Origin of the sequence: Sphaerisporangium aureirubrum, from assembly GCF_042658925.1 — a bacterium.
In the GTDB taxonomy this organism is placed as follows: Bacteria; Actinomycetota; Actinomycetes; order Streptosporangiales; family Streptosporangiaceae; genus Sphaerisporangium; species Sphaerisporangium aureirubrum.
In genome coordinates, this window is record NZ_JBHSRF010000049.1 from 37,619 (window position 1) to 59,257 (window position 21,639).

Below are 21,639 nucleotides of genomic sequence, written 5' to 3' on the forward strand. Positions count from 1 at the left end.
CAGACATCGAGAAGGGGCGCGGCCCGCACGGGCCGCGCCCCTTCCGCGTCGGTCACCGCGTCAGGCGCCCGGCGCCGCCTTGGACGCGGCGGCGGGACGCTGGGCGGCGTCCACACCGGCCTCCTTGCGCTGGGCGGCCGTGATGGGCGTGGGGGCCGCGGTCAGCGGGTCGAAGCCGGAGGCGGTCTTGGGGAAGGCGATCACGTCGCGGATCGACTCGCCGCCCGCCAGCAGCATGCAGATGCGGTCCCAGCCGTAGGCGATGCCGCCGTGCGGCGGAGGGCCGTACTTGAACGCCTCCAGCAGGAAGCCGAACTTGCTCTCGGCCTCCTCCTTGGAGATGCCGAGCACCTCGAACACCCGCTGCTGCATCTCGGCGCGGTGGATACGGATGGACCCGCCGCCGATCTCCATGCCGTTGCAGACCATGTCGTAGGCGTACGCCAGGGCCTCGCCCGGCTCGTCCTGGAAGGTGTCCGACCATTCGGGCTTGGGGCCGGTGAACGGGTGGTGCACGGCCGTCCAGCCGGTCTGCTTGCCCGCGTCGTCGAGCACCGGCTCGAACATGGGGGCGTCCACCACCCACAGGAAGCTCCACGCCGACTCGTCGATCAGCCCGCAGCGCCGCCCGATCTCCAGGCGGGCCGCGCCGAGCAGGTCGCGGGCCTGGGAGGGATGGCCGGCGGCGAAGAACACCGCGTCGCCCTCGGCGGCGCCGACGGCGGCGGCCAGCCCGGCGCGCTCGCTCTCCGAGAGGTTCTTGGCGACCGGGCCGCCGAGCTCGCCCCCCGGCTGGACCAGCACGTACGCCAGCCCGCGGGCGCCGCGGGATTTGGCCCACTCCTGCCAGCCGTCGAGCTCCTTGCGGGTCTGCGACGCGCCGCCCGGCATCACCACGGCGCCGACGTACGGCGCCTGGAACACCCGGAAGGTGGTCTCGGCGAAGTAGCCGGTCATCTCGGCCAGCTCGCAGCCGAACCGCAGGTCGGGCTTGTCTGAGCCGTACCGGGCCATCGCCTCCCGGTAGGTCATGCGCGGCAGCGGGGACGGCAGCTCGTACCCGGCGGTCTCGCGCCACAGGCGGCCGACGAGCGCCTCGCCGAGGGCCATCACGTCGTCCTGGTCGACGAAGGACATCTCGACGTCGATCTGGGTGAACTCGGGCTGCCGGTCGGCCCGGAGGTCCTCGTCGCGGAAGCAGCGGGCCAGCTGGTAGTAGCGCTCCAGCCCGGCGACCATGAGCAGCTGCTTGAACAGCTGCGGCGACTGCGGCAGGGCGTACCAGCTGCCGGGCTGCAGGCGGACCGGCACCAGGAAGTCGCGGGCGCCCTCGGGGGTGGACCGGGTCAGGTCGGGCGTCTCGACGTACACGAAGCCGTGCTCGCGCATCACCTCGTGGGCGAGGTAGGTGGCGGTGGAGCGGATCCGCAGGGCCTCGGCCACCTGGCGGCGGCGGATGTCGAGGTAGCGGTACTTCAGCCGCGCCTCCTCCGACACCCCGGTGTTGCCCTCGATGGGGAACGGCAGCGGCGCCGACTCGCTCAGCACCTCGACCTCGGTGGCGACGACCTCGATCTCGCCGGTCGGCAGGTCGGGGTTCTCGTTGCCCTCCGGGCGCAGGCGGACCTCTCCGGCGATCCTGACGCAGTACTCCGAGCGGAGGTCGTGCGCGTGGTCCTCCTCACGGAAGACCACCTGCGCCGAGCCGGACGCGTCGCGCAGGTCGATGAAGACGACGCCGCCGTGGTCGCGGCGGCGCGCCACCCAGCCGGCCAGTGTGACGCTCTGGCCGGCGTGTTCCCTGCGCAGCGATCCGGCGGTGTGCGTGCGGATCATTAGCTCAGCTTCTCCTTCAGCTCGGTGACGATCTCGCCCAGTGGCACGGCGGTCTGCTCCCCGCTCGCCAGGTCCTTCACCTGCGCGGACCCGGCGGCGAGATCGCGCTCGCCGAGGATCACGGCGTAGGCGGCGCCCGACCGGTCCGCGCCCTTCATGGCGCCCTTGAGGCCCTTGCCGTCGAAGGCCATGTCGGTGGCGATCCCGGCCGCCCGCAGCTCGTGGGCCAGCGCGAACATGCGCCGGGCGGCCTCCTCGCCGAGCGGCACGCCGTACACCGCGACCCGCGCGGGCTCGCCGGCGGCCAGGCCCTCGGCCTCGACGGCCATCACGATGCGGTCGACGCCCACCGCGAAGCCGATGCCGGGCAGCCGGGGGCCGCCGATGTCCTCGGACAGGCCGTCGTACCGGCCGCCGCCGCCGATGCCCGACTGGGCGCCGAGCATGGGGTGGTCGAACTCGTAGGTGGTGCGGGAGTAGTAGTCGAGGCCGCGGACCAGGCGCGGGGTGTCCTCCCACGGGATCCGGAGGTCCTCGAGCAGCGTGCGGACGCGGTCGTGGTGCGCCTTGCAGGACGCGCACAGGTGGTCGGTGATCAGCGGCGCGTTCTCCACCTGGGCCCGCACCTCGGGCCGCTTGTCGTCCAGCACGCGCAGCGGGTTGATCTCGACGCGCCGCCGGGTCGCCTCGTCGAGGTCCAGGGCGCGCAGGAACTCCTGCAGGGCGGCGCGGTAGGCCGGGCGGCACTGCGCGCAGCCGAGGGTGTTGAGCAGCAGCCGCACCCGGGTCAGGCCGAGCGCGCGGTAGCCGGCCCAGGCGATGGCGATGGTCTCGGCGTCCACCGCGGGGTCCTCGGTGCCGATCGCCTCGAGGTCGAACTGCTGGAGCTGACGGTAGCGCCCGGCCTGCGGGCGCTCGTAGCGGAACGCCGGGCCCATGGTCCACAGCTTGACCGGCAGCCGGCCGTGGTGCAGGCCGTGCTCCAGCGTGGAGCGCATGACGCCGGCGGTGAACTCGGGGCGCAGCGTGACCGACCGGCCGCCGCGGTCGGCGAAGGTGTACATCTCCTTGGAGACGACGTCGGTCGACTCGCCGACGCCCCGGGCGAACAGCTCGGTGTCCTCGAAGACCGGCACCTCGATGTAGGCGTATCCGGCGCCGCCCGCCGCGGCGGCGAACGCCGCGCGGACCGCGACGAAGGTGGCCGAGCGCGGCGGGAAATATTCTGGAACGCCCTTGGGCGCCTGAAAGCTCATCACAGTCCCCTGGTTGGGCCCGCGAACGGCGCCGCCTCGGTGAGGTACGGGTTGGTGGCGCGCTCACGGCCGATCGTCGTGTGTGGTCCGTGGCCGGGCAGCACCGTGGTGTCGTCCGGCAGGGACAGGCATACCCTGCCGAGACTGCGAATGATGGTGTCGTAGTCGCCGCCCGGCAGATCGCTGCGGCCGATGGAGCCGGCGAACAGCAGGTCGCCCGAGAACATCACCTGTTCCGCGGCGCTCCTGAAGGTCACCGACCCCCTGGTATGGCCGGGGGCGTGGTCGACGATCAGCTCCAGACCGGCGATGCTGAGCGCCGTGCCGTCGGAGAGCTCGCGGACGTCGTCGGGCTCGGTGAACTCGAGGCCGCCGAAGACGTCCGCCGTGAGCGAGATGCCCTTGCCCGGGTCCGACAGGAGTTCGCGGTCGTCCGGATGAATGTAAGCGGGAATGTTTCGCGCTCCGCAGACGGGGGCGACCGACCACATGTGATCGAGGTGACCGTGGGTGACGAGCACGGCGACCGGCTTGAGCCGGTGCTCGCGCAGCTTGGCCTCCAGGGCGGTCACGGCGTCCTGACCTGGGTCGACGATCACGCACTCCTCGCCCGCGGCGGGAGCGACGACGTAGCAGTTGGCCTGGAATGAGCCTGCGGGAAAGCCGTCGATGAGCACGGAAGCGGTCCTCGGTGTGATCGTTCTCGTCAAGGAAAGCGGATGGGAATGTAACCGAAGGGTACCGGTGCGGGTCGCCGGGCTGCGAACCATTGCCCGTGGGCCGATACGATTCGCCCACTCCATAAAGGTGGCGGTCGTCCAGTCAGACGACCAAACGCGATCAACTCGGACAGTCGGGAGGACACAGCGGTGGCGACCGGCAAGGACCGTCAGAAGCAGCTCGCGCGCGAGCACCACGAACGGCAGATGCAGCGACGCGCCGAGCGTGAGACCCAACGGAAGCGTGTGGCGATCATCGGCACGAGCGTGGGCGTTCTGGTCGTCGTGGGCGGGATTTTCACCGCCGTGGCGGTGATCGGCGGGAACAAGGCTCCGCAGGCCGCGGCGACCCCGTCCCCCTCGACGCCCCCGAGCTCGGCGCCGCCCTCCGCGGGGCCCGCGCCGAAGCCGTACAACGCGGCGGCCGACACCTGTGATTACGTGGCCGACAACCGGGGCGGACCGGTGAAGGACGTGGGCATGCCGCCCGCCAAGCCGGACAAATCCGCCAAGACGATGACGTTCGACACCAACCAGGGCAATATCGTGGTCAAGCTCGCCACCGACAAGGCCCCCTGCACGGTCAACTCCATGGCGTATCTGGCCAAGAAGAAGTACTTCGACGGCTCCAAGTGCCACCGGATGGGCCCGGACGCCTTCCCGATGCTTCAGTGCGGCGACCCGCTGGCCAAGGCCGACGGCAAGAACGCCACCGACGGCCAGGGCGGCCCCGGCTTCCGCTACGCCGAGGAGAACCTCACCGGCGCCAAGTACAGCCGCGGCGTGATCGCGATGGCCAAGGCGCAGGACCCCGGCACCACCGGCAGCCAGTTCTTCATCGTGCTCGGCGACCTCAGTCTCCCCCCGCAGTACACCGTTTTGGGTACGGTCACCAAGGGGCTCGACATCTTGGACAAGGTGCGCAAGAAGGGCGTCATGGAAGGCGGCATGGGGGACGGCACCGGGGCGCCGAAGGACCCGGTGGAACTCAAACACGTGACAATCTCTGGCTAGAGCTGACGTAATACCACCAAGGACGCGTAGCGTCCTGAAAAGCTGATTCGAGTGCGGGAGGACACGGTGAGCACCGACCCGTGGGGCCGGGTAGACGACGACGGCACCGTCTACGTTCGTACGGCCGAGGGCGAACGGGCCGTCGGGTCCTGGCAGGCCGGCGAGCCGGAAGAGGCCCTCGCCTACTTCCATCGCAAGTACGACGAGCTGGCCACCCAGGTGGAGCTGCTGGAGCAGCGGGTCCGGGGCACCGATCTGCCACCCGCCCAGGCCGAGGCGACGATCGTCAAGCTGCGCGACTCCATCACCGAGGCGCACGCCGTGGGCGACCTCGCGGCGCTGCTGGCGCGCCTGGAAGCCCTCACCGACCTGGTGGGCAAGCGCCGCGAGGAGGTGCGGGCCGCGCGCGACCAGGCCCGCGCCCAGTCGCGCGAGATCAAGGAACGCATCGTCGCCGAGGCCGAGCGCATCGCCGAGGACACCACCCACTGGAAGTCCGGCGGCGAGCGCCTGCGGCAGCTGGTGGACGAGTGGAAGGCGGCCGAGCGCATCGACCGGGTGACCGAGGCCGCCCTGTGGAAGCGCCTGTCCGCCGCCCGTACGGCCTTCGCCAAGCGGCGCAAGTCCTACTTCGCCGGGCTGGACGAGCAGCGCGAGTCGGTGCGCGGGCTCAAGGAGCGCATCGTCGCCGAGGCCGAGACGCTGTCCGCCTCGACCGACTGGGGCGAGACGGCGGCGGCGTACCGCGAGCTGATGCGCCGCTGGAAGACCGCCGGGCGCGCCTCCCGCGAGGCCGAGGACGACCTGTGGAACCGCTTCAAGGGCGCCCAGGACCAGTTCTTCCAGGCCCGCTCGGCGGTGTTCGCCGAGCGGGACGCGTCGCTGCGGGAGAACGCCGAGGCCAAGGAGCGCATCCTGGCCGACGCCGAGCGCATCATGCCGGTGACCGACGCCAGGTCCGCCCGCGCGGCGCTGCGCGGCGTGCTGGAGCGCTGGGAGGCGGTCGGGCCGGTGCCGCGCGAGCTGCGGGACCGGCTGGAGGGCGGCCTGCGCCGCATCGACGAGGCGGTCCGCAAGGCCGAGGAGACCGAGTGGAAGCGGTCCAACCCCGAGGCCCGCGCCCGCGCGCAGAACACCGTCGACCAGCTGCGCAAGTCGATCGACCAGCTTGAGGGCCGCCTGGCCAAGGCCTCGGCCGCCGGACGCGACAAGGACGTCAAGGAGGCCGAAGAGGCCATCGCGGCGCGCCGGTCGTGGCTGGAGGAGGCCGAGCGCACCCTCACCGAGTTCTCCTGACGATCCCGGGCCTCTCACCGAGGCTCGGGACCAGGGCCGGTCAGTTGGTGACGCGGTACACGTCGTAGACGCCCGGGATGTTGCGTACCGCCTTCAGCACGTGGCCGAGGTGCTTGGGGTCGCCCATCTCGAAGGTGAACTTGCTGACGGCGGTGCGGTCGCGCGAGGTGGTCACCGACGCCGACAGGATGTTGACGTGCTGGTCGGACAGCGTGCGGGTGACGTCGGAGAGCAGGCGGGGGCGGTCGAGCGCCTCCACCTGGATGGCGACCAGGAACACCGAGTCGTCGCTCGGCGACCAGGTGACGTCGACCAGCCGGTCCGGCTCCAGGCGCAGCTGCTCGATGTTGGGGCAGTTGGTGCGGTGCACCGACACCCCGTGGCCCCGGGTGACGAACCCGACGATCTCGTCGCCGGGGACCGGTGTGCAGCAGCGTGACAGGCGCACCCACACGTCGGAGTCGCCCGCCACGATCACCCCGGCGTTGGTGCCGCTGCGCGGCCGGCCGCGCAGCCGGGTGGGGACGGCGGCCTCGGCGATGTCCTCCTCGGCGCCCTCCACCCCGCCGAGGGACTGCACGAGCCTCTCGACGACCGTCTGCGCGCCCATGTGGCCCTCTCCGACGGCCGCGTACAGCGCGGAGACGTCGGGGTAGCGCAGGTCCCTGGCGAGCGCCAGGAGGCTCTCACCGGACATCAGGCGCTGCAACGGCAGGCCCTGCTTGCGCATGGCGCGGCCGATGGCCTCCTTGCCCGCCTCGATCGCGGTCTCGCGGCGCTCCTTGGAGAACCACTGCCGGATCTTGTTGCGCGCCCGGCCGCTCTTGACGAACTTGAGCCAGTCGCGGGACGGCCCGGCGTCCGGGGACTTGGAGGTGAAGATCTCGACCGCGTCGCCGTTGCTGAGCCGCGACTCCAGCGGCACCAGGCGGCCGTTCACCCGGGCGCCGATGCAGCGGTGCCCCACCTCGGTGTGCACGGCGTACGCGAAGTCGACGGGCGTGGCGCCCTCGGGCAGCGCGATCACCTGGCCGCGCGGGGTGAAGACGAAGACCTCCGACACCGACAGGTCGAACCGCAGCGACTCCAGGAACTCCCCCGGGTCGCTGGTCTCCTTCTGCCAGTCGAGCAGCTGGCGCAGCCAGGCCATGTCGTTGGCGGTCTTCATGCGCGTCCCGGCCGGGCCGCCGGCGCCGATCTCTTCCTTGTACTTCCAGTGGGCCGCGACGCCGTACTCGGCGCGGTGGTGCATGGCGCGGGTGCGGATCTGCAGCTCGACCGGCTTGCCCTCGGGACCCATCACCGTGGTGTGCAGCGATTGGTACATGTTGAACTTGGGCATCGCGATGTAGTCCTTGAACCGGCCGGGGACCGGCTTCCACCGCGCGTGGATGGTGCCGAGGGCGGCGTAGCAGTCGCGGACCGTGTCGACCAGCACGCGGATGCCCACCAGGTCGTAGATGTCGTCGAACGCGACCTCGCGGGCGATCATCTTCTGGTAGATCGAGTAGTAGTGCTTGGGCCGGCCCTTGACCGCGGCGCGGATCTTGGCCTCGCGCAGGTCGGCGGCGACCTTCTCGATGACCTCCTGCAGGAACAGGTCGCGGCGGGGGGCGCGCTCGGACACCATGCGGGCGATCTCGTCGTACCGCTTGGGGTAGAGCATGCCGAAGGCGAGGTCCTCGAGCTCCCACTTGATGGTGTTCATGCCGAGCCGGTGGGCCAGCGGGGCGAAGATCTCAAGCGTCTCGCGGGCCTTCTGCTCCTGCTTGTGCCGCGGGAGGTAGCGCAGGGTGCGCATGTTGTGCAGGCGGTCGGCGAGCTTGATGACCAGCACCCGGATGTCGCGGGACATCGCCACGACCATCTTGCGCACGGTCTCGGCCTGGGCGGCGTCGCCGAACTTGACCTTGTCGAGCTTGGTGACGCCGTCGACCAGCAGGGCGATGTGCTCGCCGAAGTCCTTGCCGAGCTCGTCCAGGCCGTAGGCGGTGTCCTCGACGGTGTCGTGCAGCAGCGCGGCGCACAGCGTCTCGTCGTCGGTGCCGAGCTCGGCGAGGATGGTGGCCACCGCGAGGGGGTGGGTGATGTACGGGTCGCCGCTCTTCCGCTTCTGGTCGCGGTGGTGGTAGGCGGCGACGTCGTAGGCGCGCTCGATCAGGCGTAGGTCGGCTTTGGGATGGGTGGCTCGGACCGTCTTGAACAGCGGTTCCAGGACCGGATTCATCGCGCCACCCCACTGGCCCCCGAACCGGGACAACCTGCGGCGTACGGCAGGGGCCGGTTTTTCCTCCGTGCTCGCGGACATGGCCGTACCCGTGTCGCCCGCTGGCGCGGAGACCGGCTCAGGGGGGTCGGTCACGTCGGGCACGGTCATGTCACGGGGCACTCAGACTCCTCACGTCGAGTCCAGATCCCCCAGTGTATCCACGCCGGGGGTGCCGGCCTCCCGGGCGGGAGTCGTTTCAGACGACCACCAGTGCCCGCAGGCCGGTCTGGCCGAGCCGTTCACGGCCCTTGAGAAAGGCGAGCTCCATCAGCACGGACACCCCGACCACCTCGGCGCCGGCCCGGCCGACCAGCTCCACCGTGGCCTCGGCGGTGCCGCCGGTGGCCAGCACGTCGTCGACGATGAGCACGCGGTCGCCCGGAGCGAAGGCGTCGGCGTGCACCTCGATGACGGCGGAGCCGTACTCCAGATCGTAGGAGGTTTCCAGGGTCGCGGCGGGTAGTTTGCCCTTCTTGCGGACCGGGACGAACCCGGCCCCCGCCCGCAGCGCCACCGGCGCGGCCAGGATGAAGCCGCGGGCCTCGATGCCCACGATCTTGTCGACCCGCAGGCCGTCGGCCAGGGCCTCCACCACGGCGGAGAACACCTCGTGGTCGCCGAGCAGCGGCGTGATGTCCTTGAACACGATGCCGGGCTTGGGGTAGTCGGCCACGTCGCGGATCCGGGAAAGGATCAGGTCGGTGAGGTCCTGCATCAGGGGATTCCTTTCCGGCACCGCGAAGCGCCCCCGTGATCTGCGCGATCACGAGGGCGCCACGGGAGGCCCGGCTAGCGCTTCTTCCGTTTGGCCGTCGCGACCGAGCCGCCGCCGCTCTTGGCGATGACCGCGGCCGGCTCCTTGCGCTTGGTCACGGCGTCCTGCAAGGCCGCGCCGCGATGGACGGCGAGCCGCTTGGCGATCGCGATGTACTTCGGCTCGCGCTCCTTGAGCAGGACCAGCATCGGCGTGGCCACGCACAGCGAGGAGTACGTGCCGACGATCATGCCGACGAACAGCGCCAGCGACAGGTCCTTCAGCGTGCCCGCGCCGAGCAGCGTGGTGCCGATGAACAGGATCGCCGCCACCGGGAGGATCGCGACCAGCGAGGTGTTGAGCGACCGGATCAGCGTGTGGTTGAGGGCGTTGTTGGCGGCCTCGGTGTAGGTCATCTTGGAGTTCGTGCCGAGCTTGGCCGTGACCTCCTTGATCATGTCGAACACCACGACCGCGTCGTACAGCGAATAACCGAGGATGGTGAGGAAGCCCAGCATGGTGGCCGGGGTCACCTCGAAGCCCGACCACGCGTACACGCCCGCGGTGATGATCAGGTCGTGGATGAGCGCCACCACCGCGGCCAGCGCCATCTTCCACTCGAAGGCCATCGTGAGGTACAGGATGATCGCGATCATGAACACGATCAGGCCGATGACCGCCTTGCGCAGCACCTCACCGCCCCACGTCGCGCCGATGATCTGCTTGCTCACCTGGTTGTCCGGGATGCCGAACTCGCGCGAGACGGCGTTCTGCACCCGGGTCACCTCGTCGGTCGGCATCGTCTCGGTGGTGACCCGCCAGCGCGGCCCGGACTCCTGCACGATGACCTGGTGGACGCCGGCGTCCTCGAACGTCGACCGCACCTGCTCGATGGTGGACGACGCCGGCTTGGTGAAGCTGAAGACCGAGCCGCCCTTGAACTCCACGCCGAGGTTGAGGCCCTGGATGACCAGGCCGAGCACCGAGATCAGCAGGAGCGAACCGGACAGGATGGACCACAGCTTGTAGCGCCCGACGAAGTCGATGTCGACCTCGCCGCGGTACAGGCGGCGCCCGATTCTTCCGATGGCCGACATCAGCCCTCCTGGGAGACGGTCGTACGGGCGGTGGTCGTCGTGTCGCGGCTCATCCGCTCGGCGTCCAGGCCGGAGAGCTTGTGGCCCTTGGAGAAGAACGGCAGGCGGGCGAGCATGGCCACGAACGGCTTGGTGAAGACGAAGACCACCGCGATGTCGATCAACGTGGTGAGGCCCATGGCGAAGGCGAAGCCGGCGACGCCGCCCACGGCCAGGAAGTACAGCACGACGGCGGCGATGAACATGACCGCGTCGGCGATCAGGATCGTGCGCCGGGCGCGCACCCAGGCCACCTCGACGGCGACCCGCAGCGAGCGCCTGCCCTCCTTCATCTCGTCGCGCATTCGTTCGAAGTACACGATGAAGGAGTCCGCCGTGATGCCGATCGACACCACCAGGCCGATGATGTGCGGCAGCGACAGCCGGAAGTTGGCGTTGTGGCCGAGCAGCACGACCGCCTGGTACGTCAGGATGGTCGCCACCACCAGGCTCGCCACCGCGACCAGGCCGAGCCCGCGGTAGTACAGCAGGCAGTAGAGGACCACCAGGGCGAGACCGAAGGCGCCCGCGAGCAGACCGCCGCGGAGCTGGTCGGCGCCGAGCGTCGAGGACACCTCTTCGATCGAGCTCTGGACGAACTTCAACGGCAGCGCGCCGTACTTGAGCTGGTCGGCCAGGTCGGTGGCGGTCACCTGCGTGAAGCTGCCGGAGATGCGCGCCTGGCCGCCGGGGATCGGCTCCTCGATGACCGGGGAGGAGATGACCAGGCTGTCCAGCACCATCGCGAGCTGGTTGCGCGGCTGGGGCTGGCTGGTGATCGCGCCGGTGATCTTGGAGAACTGGCTGGCGCCCTGGCTCTTGAAGGTGACCTGGACGATCCACTCACCGGTGGTCGGGTCGACGCCCGCGCTGGCCGTGGAGACCTCGGTGCCCTTCACCGCCGCCTTGTCCAGGATGTACTTGGCCGTGCCGTCGTTGCTGCACGCGACGAACTGCTTGTTCGGGTCGTCCTGAACGCCCTGGCCGCGGTCCTTCTTGGTGCAGTCGAGCGTGCGGAACTGCTCGAGCACGGCAGGGTCGATACCGGTGGGGTCCACCCCGGCGAGGGGGTCCTGCTCGGCGGGCGGGGCGCTCGCGGACGCCGAGGCGCTCGGGTCCGGGGTCGCCGCGCCGGAAGCGGACGCGGACGCCGAGGCAGATGGCGTGGTGCCCGGGCTCGGGCTGGTCAGCGCCGAGGACAGCGCGCGGCCGGCCGGCGTGGAGCTCGGCGCGGGCGCGGCGGTCGACGACGGCTTGGCGGTCGCGGAGGGCGCGGGCGTCCCGGACGTGCCGGGCGAGGCCGGGGCGGTCGGCATCTTGCCGGGCACGGCGTTCGCCGCGGCCACGCCGAGCACCTGACGGAAGCGCAGCTCGGCGGTGGTGCCGACCCGCTTGACGACCTCGGCCTGGCCCGCTCCCGGCACGGAGATGACGATGTTGTCGCCCGACTTGGCGACCTCGGCGTCGGAGATGCCGCCGCCGTTCACCCGCTCGCGGATGATGCTGACAGCCAGGTCGAGACTCTCCTGGGAGGGGGTCTGGCCGCTCTGGGTGACCGGGGAGAGGGTCACCGTGGTGCCGCCGGCGAGGTCGAGGCCGTACTTGGGGACGAGTGCCTTCTGCAGGAACATCGCCGCGCCCATGGCGAGGATGAGCGCCAGAAGAGCCAGGAGCACACGTCCCGGCCTGCTCTGGCTACTTGTCGATGGGGCCACTGGTGGTCAGTTCTTTCGTCAAGGGGTTTGCGATGATCCTAGGTCAGGACTTCTTGTCGGCCGAACCCTCGTTCGTGCCGCGCTCGGCGGCGTCGGCGATCGGCTCGTCGACGACGGTGTCGGTGACACCCTCATCATTGTCCACCGTCTCCTCCTCCACCGGTGTCACCACGCGGCCGATCGACCCCTTGACCCAGCGGGTCTCCACGCCGGGAGCGACCTCGAGGACCACGTCGTCGTCCTGGACGGCGACGACGGTGGCGAACAGGCCGGTGGTGGTCATCACCCGGCTGCCCGGCACCAGGCTGTTCTGCATCTGTACCTGCTCCTGCTGCCGCTTGCGCTGCGGGCGGATGAGCAGGAAATAAAAGACCACGACCAGCAAGATCAGTGGCAAGAATGATCCAAGGCCCTGCACGGGGGCTTCCTTCCGGTTTGAACTGACCGGCCTGCGACCGGAGGTCTGGCGACTAGGGCACGCACGCTGAGCGTCTCAGCGTACACATGCAGCCAAGCCACGGAGTTTAGGCGAGCTTGTCAAAGCCCGGCAACGACCCCACGAACCGGCGCACGGGAAAGTTCCCGTTGTCACCGATCTGTGACCGGTCCCTGCGGTTATTTTGAAATTTTCAGCTCGAGCCCTCCTACCTGCACACGTACCCCCTTCAGGCCCGGTCCCACCGTCGTCCCGGAAGTCTTCACAGCACCCGGTGTCCTCTTGTGGGAGCGTGAGCCGAATGCCGTTGTAAACACGGCGGTCAAGGCCGCCGGCGGCCGTTCAGGTTCCCGCGGAAGGGTCCTCGAAGAGGACGGGGTGGGCGCCGAACGCGGCGGGGGGCGGGGTGAGGCCGAGGTGGGCCCACGCGGCCGCGGTGGCGACCCTGCCGCGGGGGGTGCGGGCCAGCAAACCCTGGCGGACCAGGAAGGGCTCGGCGACCACCTCCACGGTCTCCGGCTCCTCCCCCACGGCCACCGCCAGGGTGGACAGCCCGACCGGGCCGCCGCCGAACTTGCGCATCAGCGCGCCGAGCACCGCGCGGTCCAGGCGGTCCAGGCCCTCGCCGTCGACCTCGTACAGGTCGAGCGCGGCCGAGGCGACCTCGACGGTGATGACGCCGCCGGCGCGGACCTCGGCGAAGTCGCGCACCCGGCGCAGCAGGCGGTTGGCGATGCGGGGCGTGCCGCGGGACCGGCGGGCGATCTCCGTGCCGCTCTCGGGGGGCAGGTCGAGCGACAGCAGGCGCGCCGAGCGGCGCAGCACCTGCTCCAGCTCGGCGACCTCGTAGAAGTCCATGTGCGCGACGAACCCGAAGCGGTCGCGCAGCGGGGCGGGCAGCAGCCCGGCCCTGGTCGTGGCGCCCACCAGCGTGAACGGCGCGATCTCCAGGGGGATGGCGGTGGCCCCCGGGCCCTTGCCGACCACGATGTCGACCCGGAAGTCCTCCATGGCGAGGTACAGCATCTCTTCGGCGGGCCGGGCCATGCGGTGGATCTCGTCCACGAACAGCACCTCGCCCTCCGACAACGTCGAGAGGATCGCCGCGAGGTCCCCCGCGCGTTCCAGCGCCGGCCCCGAGGTCAGCCTGAGCGGCGCGCCGAGCTCCGCCGCGACGATCATGGCGAGGGTCGTCTTGCCCAGCCCCGGCGCCCCGCTCATCAGCACGTGGTCGGGCGACCTCTCCCGCCGCACCGCGCTCTCCAGCACCAGCGACAGCTGCTCGCGCACCCGTCCCTGCCCGATGAACTCCGCCAGCCGCTTGGGCCGCAGCGCCGACTCGATCGCCTGCTCGTCGCCCTCGGCGTCCGGCGACACGAGATCCCGTTCCAGGCTCATCGCTTCCCTATCTCACGCTCAGGGCCCGCAGGGCGGACTTCAGCAGGGCGGCGACGGCGGGGGCGCGGCCCGCGGCGACGTCGGCGTCGGCCTGCGGGGCGACGGCCGCGACGGCCTCGTCGGCGTCCCTGGCGGAGTAGCCGAGGTTCACCAGGGCCGAGTGGACCTGGTCGCGCCAGGAAGCCTGGCGGGCGTGGCCGTTCAGGGCCGCGTCGACGGCCTCGGCGGGGGTGCCGAGTTTGTCCTTCAGCTCCAGGATGATGCGCTGGGCGCCCTTCTGGCCGATGCCGGGGACCATGGTCAGCGTCTTGACGTCGGCGCTCGCCACGGCGACCCGCAGGGCGTTCGGGGTGTGCACGGCCAGCATGGCGAGGGCCAGCCTGGGGCCGACGCCGGAGGCGGTCTGCAGCATCTCGAAGGTGAGGCGCTCGTCGTCGGTGGCGAAGCCGTAGAGGGTCAGCGACTCCTCGCGGACCACCAGGGACGTGGCGAGACGGCCCTGCTCACCGGCCCGCAGCGTGGCGAGGGTGCCCGGGGCGCAGTGGACCAGCATCCCGACCCCGCCGACCTCCAGCACCGCCGAGTCCGGCCCGACGGCCGCCACCCGGCCCGCGACCGACGCGATCATCCGTCCACCTCTTCCACTGCGCGCGGCTTGACGCGGCCCGCGCCGGCCGCCGCCGGGGCGGTGCTCCTGGCCTTGGCGACGGCCTCGTTGAGGCGGTTCTGGGTGCCGCCGCGCCAGATGTGGCAGATGGCCAGCGCCAGGGCGTCGGCGGCGTCGGCGGGCTTGGGCATGGCCTGGAGGCGCAGCAGGCGGGTGACCATGGCGCCGATCTGGGCCTTGTCGGCGTTGCCGTAGCCGGTGATGGCGGCCTTGACCTCGGACGGGGTGTGCAGCGCCACGGGCAGGCCGCGGCGCGCGGCGCAGACGATGGCGACGGCGGACGCCTGGGCGGTGCCCATGACCGTGCGCAGGTTGCTCTGGCTGAAGACGCGCTCGACGGCCACGGCGTCCGGCTCGACGTCGTCCAGCCAGCGCTCGATCTCGGCCTCGATGGCCACCAGCCGCGCCCCGATGTCGTCGCCCGCCGGAGTGCGCGCCACCCCGACCCGCACCAGCGTGAGCGGCGCGCCGGCGCGTCCCTCGACGGCGCCGAGACCGCACCGGGTCAGCCCGGGATCGACCCCCATCACCCGCAGCCGCGGCAGCCGCACCAGCCCGCCTCCCACCCGCCGAACACCTGTTCGGCGCAGACTGTACCCGCATCCGCGATCCCGCGCACGCACCGCCTTCCGCGTGCCCGGGCGCCCCTGGATCAGAAGTAGTCGATCAGGTAGGGCTTGGCGGCGAACACCGAGGACAGGGTCTCGTCGGTGTGGGGGGTGCCGCCGGTGAGGAGGCCGGCGCGGCGGAGGGTGGCGAGCTGGACGCCCGCGAACAGGGCCGACATCCCGCCGATGGTGAGGTGGGGGACGGAGTGGGACTCGGCGGGCGGGGGGACGCGGGTGGCGGTCGCGGTGCCGGAGGCCACCGACAGGAGCCAGGTGCCGGAGTTGGCGGGACGCTCGGGGTCGTCGACGGCGACGACGGTCTCGGCGCTCACGGTCTCGGGGTAGCCCCGGGCGGCGACGGCGGCGGGGAGGTCGACCAGGCGGAACATCCACCGGGTGGCCGAGATGTGCTCGTCCTTGCGCTCCCGCAGGAGCCACAGCAGCGGGTCGTCCGGCTCGACGGTGGCGGTGACCGACCTGGCCACCGAGGACGAGGAGCCGACGAGCGCCCACAGCGCCCGCGCGGTGGCCTCCGACCCGGCGACGAGGTTGTCCACGTCCAGGTCGCCGCCGTCCCAGCAGTACGCCAGGAAGCCGTCGTCGGCGAGGTAGCAGTAATCGGTGTCGTCGGTCAGCCAGTGCCGCATCAGCCGCTCCTCCCACATGAGCGGCCCGGAGGCGCGGGTGGCGCCGTACACGCGGTCGAGCACCTTGCCGATCTCGGGGGCGTCGTCCGGCGCGACCCTGCGCAGCGGGACCCCGCCGCCGGCTCTGCCCTGGAGCAGGCGCAGGGCCTCGGTGGGGATGTTGACGCGGTAGCGGGCGCCGGCGTGCTCCCAGCCGAGGCTCCGGTAGATCTGCGTGGTGGCCGGGTAGAGCGCGGAGACGGCGTGACCGAGGTCGGCGCACCGCGCGAGCAGGCCGCGCATCAGCATGCGCCCGACGCCCCGCCCGCGGTCCTCCGGCGCCACGGTGACCCCCGCGATGCCGCCCATGGAGATGGGGCGGCCGTGCCACCACTGCACGTAGTTGTTGACCCTGCCTGCCCCCGTGAGGCGGGTGCCGTCGAACACCCCGAGGTAGCGGCCCTCGGGCATCAGGGGCGTGACCATGGTGCGCCAGGACGCGGCGTCGTCACCGGACAGCACGCCGAAGGCCCGGGTGCGGCAGTCGAGGACGGCGTCCAGGTCGTCCACGGTCAGATCGCGAATCTCCACGACCGCCAAACCTACGGCGGGCCCCCGGGCCGGGTCTAATCGTTTTCCGCGCCGTCAGTCGAGCTTGGCGAGGACCTCGTCGCTGACGTCGAAGTTGGCGTAGACGTTCTGGACGTCGTCGCTGTCCTCCAGCGCGTCGATGAGGCGGAAGACCTTGCGGGCCGAGTCCTCGTCCAGGGGGACGCTCAGGGTGGGCAGGAAGCTGCTCTCCGCGGAGTCGTAGTCGATGCCGGCCTCCTGGAGGGCCTTGCGGACCGGGACCAGGTCGCCGGCCTCGGAGACGACCTCGAAGGACTCGCCGAGGTCGTTGACCTCTTCGGCCCCGGCGTCGAGGACGGCCATCAGGACGTCGTCCTCGGCGAGGGTGCCCTTGGGGACGATCACGACGCCCTTGCGGTTGAACATGTAGGCGACCGAGCCGGGGTCGGCCATCGAGCCGCCGTTGCGGGTCATCGCGACGCGGACCTCGGACGCGGCGCGGTTGCGGTTGTCGGTGAGGCACTCGACCAGGACCGCGACGCCGCCGGGGGCGTAGCCCTCGTACATGATGGTCTGCCAGTCGGCGCCGCCGGCCTCGAGGCCGCCGCCGCGCTTGCGGGCGCGCTCGATGTTCTCGACGGGCACCGAGTTCTTACGGGCCTTCTGGACGGCGTCGTACAGCGTGGGGTTGCCGTCCGGGTCGGGTCCGCCGGTCCGGGCCGCCACTTCGATGTTCTTGATGAGCTTGGCGAAAAGCTTGCCGCGCTTGGCATCGAGCGCGGCCTTCTTGTGCTTCGTCGTCGCCCATTTGGAGTGGCCGGACATCGGCTAGAGCTCCCTCACCATCTCGACGAAATAAGAATGGACCCGCGCGTCCCCGGTCAGCTCGGGGTGGAATGACGTCGCGAGCAAAGGTCCCTGCCGGACCGCGACGATCCTATCCCCCGGTTCGGCCACACCCAGCACTTCCACGCCCGCGCCGACCGATTCGACCCAGGGTGCGCGGATGAAGACGGCATGGAGCGGGCCGCGGCCGGCGAAGTCGAGGGTGGCCTCGAACGAGTCGATCTGCCGCCCGAAGGCGTTGCGCCGCACCACCATGTCGATGCCGCCGAGCGTCTGCTGGCCCGCGATGCCGCCCTCGATGCGGTCGGCGAGCATGATCATGCCGGCGCAGGACCCGAAGGTCGGCATGCCGGACTTGACGCGGATGCGCAGCGGCTCCAGCAGCTCGAACGCCTCGGCGAGCTTCCAGATGGTCGTCGACTCGCCGCCGGGCACGACCAGCGCGTCCACGGCCTCCAGCTCGGCGGGCCTGCGGACCGCGACGGGCCGGGCGCCGGCGCTCTCAAGGGAGCGGGCGTGTTCACGCACATCGCCCTGCAGGGCTAGTACGCCGATGGTCGGCGCGGTCGTCACCGGTGGTTCCTCTCGATCGCTGTGCCAAAAAGCGTACGGCCAAGCCGCACGACACCCCAAACCGGTCAGGGCTGGCGGACCAGGCCGGGCACGCGGTCGGCGATGACGAAGGTGCTCGCGACGGTGACGGGCGCGCCGGGCAGCCGTACGTAGGGCAGCGTCTTGAACAGCGCGGTGAGCGCGGCCTGGTCGATCTTCAGGAGGATGTAGCCGCGCCTGCGCAGGTGGAACCGCAGGTGCGGATTGCGGGCCAGCAGCGCGTCCCGCGCCCGGTCGCCGTCGTGGCCGTCCCCGCCGCTGGTGACGGACGTGACGGCCAGCTCGGTGCCGACCACCGGCGAGCCGGGGTCGTCGTAGTCGAGCGCCAGGTCCCCCGCCCAGTGGGAGTGCACGTCGCCGGTGAGCACCACGGCGTTGCGCACCCCGGCGTCCATCCAGCCCCTGGTCACCCGGGTGCGGGAGCCGGAGTAGCCGTCCCAGGCGTCCTGCCGCACCACCTCCTCGCCGATGTCGTCGCCCCGGCCGCGGTGGCCGAAGAACACCTGCTGGCCGATCAGGTCCCAGCGGGCCCCCGAGCCGCGGAACCCGTCCAGCAGCCACCGCTCCTGGTCGGCCCCGGTGATCGTGCGGTCCTTCTTCGCGGCCTGCGGGCACTCCTGGAAGCCGGGGCCGCACGGCAGCGGGTCGCGGTACTGGCGGGTGTCCAGCATGTGCAGGGTCAGCAGGTCGCCCCACCGCAGCCGCCGGTAGAGGCGGATCCGCGGGCCCTTGGGCCTGGCGTCGGAGCGCAGCGGCATGTGCTCGTAGTACGCGCGGAACGCCGCGGCGCGCCGGGCGGAGGGCACCAGGCTCATCCAGTTGTTGGTGACCTCGTGGTCGTCCATGACCGACACCCAGGGCGCCACCGCGTGCGCGGCCCGCAGGTCGGGGTCGGTCTTGTACAGGGCGTGCCTGCGGCGGTAGTCGGCGAGCGTGCGGGACTCGTGGCCCTCATGGTCGCGGACGTTGCCGCCGGGGCAGGCGTGCTCGCCCTTGGCGTACTCGTAGATGTAGTCGCCGAGGTGGACGATCAGGTCGGGGCGCTCCTCGGCGACGCGGGCGTAGGCGGTGAAGTAGCCGTGCTGGTAGTTGGCGCACGAGGTGAGGGCCAGCGTGGCCGCCCCGCCGGGGACGCCGATCGCCGGCGCGGTGCGGGCCCGGCCCACCGGCGACACGTGCGGCCCGGCGCGGAAGCGGTACCAGTACTCGCGGCCCGGCTCCAGCCCGGTGACCTCGACGTGCACGCTGTGCGCCCATTCGCGGGCGGCGTCCTCGGTGCCGCGCCGCACCACGTGCTCGCAGGAGGGGTCGGCGGCGACCTCCCACTGCACGGGCACGGTCTCCTTCGGCATGCCGCCGTGGCCGTCCTCGGCCATGGGCACCGGGGCGAGGCGCGTCCACAGCACGAAGCCGTCGGGGGCGGGGTCGCCGCTGGCGACGCCGAGGGTGAACGGATCGGCAGGCGGCAACCGCCGGGGCGGCATCCCTGACACCAGTCCCAGCACGAAGAACGATCGCCTGTCGATCACATGACGATCATCAACTATCCACCGCAAACCCCAGGTATAGCGACACCCAGGTCACTGAGGGTATTTCCGGACGATAGCCCCATGTCTTCCCCGATGCCGGAAACGTCCGGCACCGGCGGGCCGGGACGGCCGCGGCGGATCCGCGGCCGGTCACCGGCGCCGTGTCACCAGCCGCGGGTGGCGAGCCGCTCGGAGTCGGGGAGGGTGGCGACGTTGATGCCGACCATCGCCTCGCCGAGCCCGCGGGAGACCTTGGCGATCACGTCGGGGTCGTCGTGGAAGGTGGTGGCCTTCACGATGGCCGCCGCGCGCCGCGCCGGGTCGCCGGACTTGAAGATGCCCGAGCCGACGAACACGCCCTCGGCGCCGAGCTGCATCATCATCGCGGCGTCGGCCGGGGTGGCGATGCCGCCAGCGGTGAACAGCACGACCGGGAGCTTGCCCGCCTTGGCGACCTCGGCGACCAGCTCGTACGGGGCGCGCAGTTCCTTGGCGGCGGCGTACAGCTCGACCTCGTCCAGCGCGGCGAGGCGCTTGATGTCGCCGCGGATCTGGCGCATGTGGCGGGTCGCCTCGACGACGTTGCCGGTGCCCGCCTCGCCCTTGGAGCGGATCATGGCCGCGCCCTCGGAGATGCGGCGCAGGGCCTCGCCGAGGTTGGTGGCGCCGCACACGAAGGGGACGGTGAACGCCCACTTGTCGATGTGGTTGGCCTCGTCGGCCGGGGTGAGCACCTCGGACTCGTCGACGTAGTCGACGCCGATGGCCTGGAGCACCTTGGCCTCGACGAAGTGGCCGATGCGGGCCTTGGCCATGACCGGGATCGACACGGCCTCGATGATGCCGTCGATCATGTCGGGGTCGCTCATGCGGGACACGCCGCCCTCGGCGCGGATGTCGGCGGGCACGCGCTCCAGCGCCATGACGGCGACCGCGCCCGCATCCTCGGCGATCTTGGCTTGGTCCGGCGTGACGACGTCCATGATGACGCCGCCCTTCAGCATCTCCGCCATCCCCCGCTTCACGCGGGCGGTGCCGGTGACGGGGGCGTCGTTCACTTCGGGGGTGTGGCTGGACACGGGGCATACCTCACGAGCACGACGATGGTTTCAGCTCTCATCGTAGGCGCTTTCCGGCCCGCCCCCCGACCACCGTAACGGCGCACCGGGGTCAGACCTTTGGACATCTTGGTGCGCCGGGGACCGCACCGCGAGGTCACGGCCGTCCCCGGGTGCCGCGAGGTCAGGGCTGGACGGGCTTGGGGGCGGCCAGCACGATCCACACCTGGCCGCGGCCGAACGTCATCGGTTCGCCCGCGGTGGTGGTGAACTTCGTGCCGTCCTCCTCCGACTTGCGCGACCACTTGGCGTTGAACGCCTGCCCGTCGCGCAGCACGACGGCCCTGCCGGTGCCGGTGGACTTGATCAGCGGGGTGTAGCTGCCGGTGAAGTCGTGGAACTCCGAGCGGGTGGTCTTGGCGTACTGCACCACGATGGTGGGCGCGCCGAGCTGGCCGCCCTCCGCGGCCATGTCCCGCTTGCCGTCCTGGAAGACCAGCCAGCGCTTCTGCGCGGCGGACCAGGCGAAGGTGAAGGTGGCAGCCGGATATTTTACGGTAAAAGATTTCTTGGCCACCCCGCCGACCGGCGCGTCGCCGAACTCGAAGCCTATGTCTTTGGCCTTGCTGGCCTTCGGCGCGTCGGCGAGCAGCTTCCGGGTCTCGGCGAACAGGTTGTACGGCGCCACCCGCCCCGGCTGCCGGAAGTACGCCCCCGGCGCGGCGCTGTCGGACACGTCGAACAGCGAGGCCTCCCGCACCAGCGGGATCATCTTGGACTGCACGCCGGAGTAGGCCAGCGCGGGCTTGCCGAACATCGGCAGCAGGTGCAGGTCGGAGATCCGCGCGCTGCGCACCGGGCCGACCTTCGGCGGGATCTTGGAGGAGAAGACGGCCATGAGGCGGGTCAGCCCGCCCTCCACCTGCTCGACGTACACCACGTCCGCGCTGCGCAGCCCGAGCTGCGGCTTGCCCGCGGCGGTGTTCTCGATCTTCACGGCGAGCACCGGCCTGCGCGTGGCCACCGGCTGCCCGGTGAACGGGTGCTCCGGCGGTGGGGCCGGCGTCGCCGACACGCCCGGCGCCGGCGACTCCCCCTGGCTCGCGGGCGTGCCGCCCCCCGACGATGAGCAGGCCACCGCGGGCACCAGCAGGGCCGTTCCCGCCACCGCGACACCGATCATCCGTTTTACGTGCACGGCACGACTCCTCCAGATATGCCGGAAATCGCCAAGAGCTTACCGATGCCTGTCAAGCATCCTCGCTGCTCTAGGGGAAGTTCTTCCGATCTTCTT

The 21,639-nt window shown here is 71.2% G+C and carries 19 protein-coding genes; 2 read left to right on the forward strand and 17 right to left on the reverse strand.

Annotation, left to right across the window (positions count from 1 at the left end):
- Positions 1-60: 60 nt before the first annotated feature.
- From aspS to ACFP1K_RS26860, 3 genes are read right to left on the reverse strand one after another with little or no spacing between them, the layout of a single operon-like run.
- Positions 61-1,836, reverse strand: coding sequence for an aspartate--tRNA ligase (aspS, locus tag ACFP1K_RS26850; RefSeq protein ID WP_380758244.1), 1,776 nt, complete (start codon positions 1,834-1,836; stop codon positions 61-63).
- On the reverse strand, positions 1,836-3,092 hold the full coding sequence (hisS, locus tag ACFP1K_RS26855; protein WP_380758247.1) for a histidine--tRNA ligase: 1,257 nt from the start codon (positions 3,090-3,092) through the stop codon (positions 1,836-1,838). Before hisS ends, aspS begins: the two co-directional genes overlap by 1 nt.
- Positions 3,092-3,769, reverse strand: coding sequence for an MBL fold metallo-hydrolase (locus ACFP1K_RS26860; protein WP_380758249.1), 678 nt, complete (start codon positions 3,767-3,769; stop codon positions 3,092-3,094). The genes hisS and ACFP1K_RS26860 overlap by 1 nt, the downstream gene beginning before the upstream one ends.
- Positions 3,770-3,961: 192 nt before the next feature.
- Between ACFP1K_RS26860 and ACFP1K_RS26865 the strand changes: the two genes are divergently transcribed.
- A complete protein-coding gene (locus tag ACFP1K_RS26865; RefSeq protein ID WP_380758252.1) occupies positions 3,962-4,825 on the forward strand; it encodes a peptidylprolyl isomerase in 864 nt (287 codons plus the stop codon).
- Positions 4,826-4,891: 66 nt separating this feature from the next.
- Positions 4,892-6,121: a DUF349 domain-containing protein gene (locus ACFP1K_RS26870; protein ID WP_380758254.1), complete on the forward strand. Its 1,230-nt coding sequence runs from the start codon at positions 4,892-4,894 to the stop codon at positions 6,119-6,121.
- 40 nt (positions 6,122-6,161) lie between these two features.
- Here ACFP1K_RS26870 and ACFP1K_RS26875 read toward each other — a convergent pair whose 3' ends face one another.
- The 14 genes from ACFP1K_RS26875 to ACFP1K_RS26940 all read right to left on the reverse strand — a co-directional run bounded on the left by ACFP1K_RS26875 (position 6,162) and on the right by ACFP1K_RS26940 (position 21,543).
- Positions 6,162-8,348: a RelA/SpoT family protein gene (locus tag ACFP1K_RS26875; RefSeq protein WP_380758255.1), complete on the reverse strand. Its 2,187-nt coding sequence runs from the start codon at positions 8,346-8,348 to the stop codon at positions 6,162-6,164.
- A gap of 238 nt (positions 8,349-8,586) precedes the next feature.
- The gene (locus ACFP1K_RS26880; protein WP_380758301.1) at positions 8,587-9,108 is read right to left on the reverse strand and encodes an adenine phosphoribosyltransferase; all 522 of its coding nucleotides are present in this window, start codon (positions 9,106-9,108) and stop codon (positions 8,587-8,589) included.
- Between the two features lie 71 nt (positions 9,109-9,179).
- Positions 9,180-10,241 (reverse strand): protein translocase subunit SecF, encoded by a 1,062-nt coding sequence (gene secF, locus ACFP1K_RS26885; RefSeq protein ID WP_380758257.1) that lies wholly within the window; start codon positions 10,239-10,241, stop codon positions 9,180-9,182.
- On the reverse strand, positions 10,241-11,956 hold the full coding sequence (secD, locus tag ACFP1K_RS26890; protein ID WP_380758259.1) for a protein translocase subunit SecD: 1,716 nt from the start codon (positions 11,954-11,956) through the stop codon (positions 10,241-10,243). Before secD ends, secF begins: the two co-directional genes overlap by 1 nt.
- A gap of 82 nt (positions 11,957-12,038) precedes the next feature.
- Positions 12,039-12,392 carry a preprotein translocase subunit YajC gene (gene yajC, locus ACFP1K_RS26895; protein WP_380758261.1) on the reverse strand — a complete coding sequence of 118 codons (354 nt, stop codon included), beginning with the start codon at positions 12,390-12,392 and terminating at the stop codon, positions 12,039-12,041.
- Positions 12,393-12,773: 381 nt separating this feature from the next.
- On the reverse strand, positions 12,774-13,829 hold the full coding sequence (gene ruvB / locus ACFP1K_RS26900) for a Holliday junction branch migration DNA helicase RuvB (RefSeq protein ID WP_380758263.1): 1,056 nt from the start codon (positions 13,827-13,829) through the stop codon (positions 12,774-12,776).
- 7 nt (positions 13,830-13,836) lie between these two features.
- Positions 13,837-14,457: a Holliday junction branch migration protein RuvA gene (ruvA, locus tag ACFP1K_RS26905; RefSeq protein WP_380758265.1), complete on the reverse strand. Its 621-nt coding sequence runs from the start codon at positions 14,455-14,457 to the stop codon at positions 13,837-13,839.
- Positions 14,454-15,032: a crossover junction endodeoxyribonuclease RuvC gene (ruvC, locus tag ACFP1K_RS26910; RefSeq protein WP_380758303.1), complete on the reverse strand. Its 579-nt coding sequence runs from the start codon at positions 15,030-15,032 to the stop codon at positions 14,454-14,456. Before ruvC ends, ruvA begins: the two co-directional genes overlap by 4 nt.
- A gap of 116 nt (positions 15,033-15,148) precedes the next feature.
- Positions 15,149-16,321 (reverse strand): GNAT family N-acetyltransferase, encoded by a 1,173-nt coding sequence (locus tag ACFP1K_RS26915; RefSeq protein ID WP_380758268.1) that lies wholly within the window; start codon positions 16,319-16,321, stop codon positions 15,149-15,151.
- Between the two features lie 54 nt (positions 16,322-16,375).
- Positions 16,376-17,125, reverse strand: a complete 750-nt coding sequence (locus ACFP1K_RS26920; RefSeq protein WP_380758271.1) for a YebC/PmpR family DNA-binding transcriptional regulator — start codon at positions 17,123-17,125, stop codon at positions 16,376-16,378.
- Positions 17,126-17,128: 3 nt separating this feature from the next.
- A complete protein-coding gene (pdxT, locus tag ACFP1K_RS26925) occupies positions 17,129-17,719 on the reverse strand; it encodes a pyridoxal 5'-phosphate synthase glutaminase subunit PdxT (RefSeq protein ID WP_380758275.1) in 591 nt (196 codons plus the stop codon).
- 65 nt (positions 17,720-17,784) lie between these two features.
- On the reverse strand, positions 17,785-19,287 hold the full coding sequence (locus ACFP1K_RS26930; protein ID WP_380758278.1) for an alkaline phosphatase D family protein: 1,503 nt from the start codon (positions 19,285-19,287) through the stop codon (positions 17,785-17,787).
- 164 nt (positions 19,288-19,451) lie between these two features.
- A complete protein-coding gene (gene pdxS, locus ACFP1K_RS26935) occupies positions 19,452-20,366 on the reverse strand; it encodes a pyridoxal 5'-phosphate synthase lyase subunit PdxS (RefSeq protein ID WP_380758281.1) in 915 nt (304 codons plus the stop codon).
- Between the two features lie 163 nt (positions 20,367-20,529).
- Entirely contained in the window at positions 20,530-21,543 is a 1,014-nt protein-coding gene (locus tag ACFP1K_RS26940) for a DUF3048 domain-containing protein (protein ID WP_380758284.1), read from the reverse strand.
- Between the last annotated feature and the right edge of the window lie 96 nt (positions 21,544-21,639).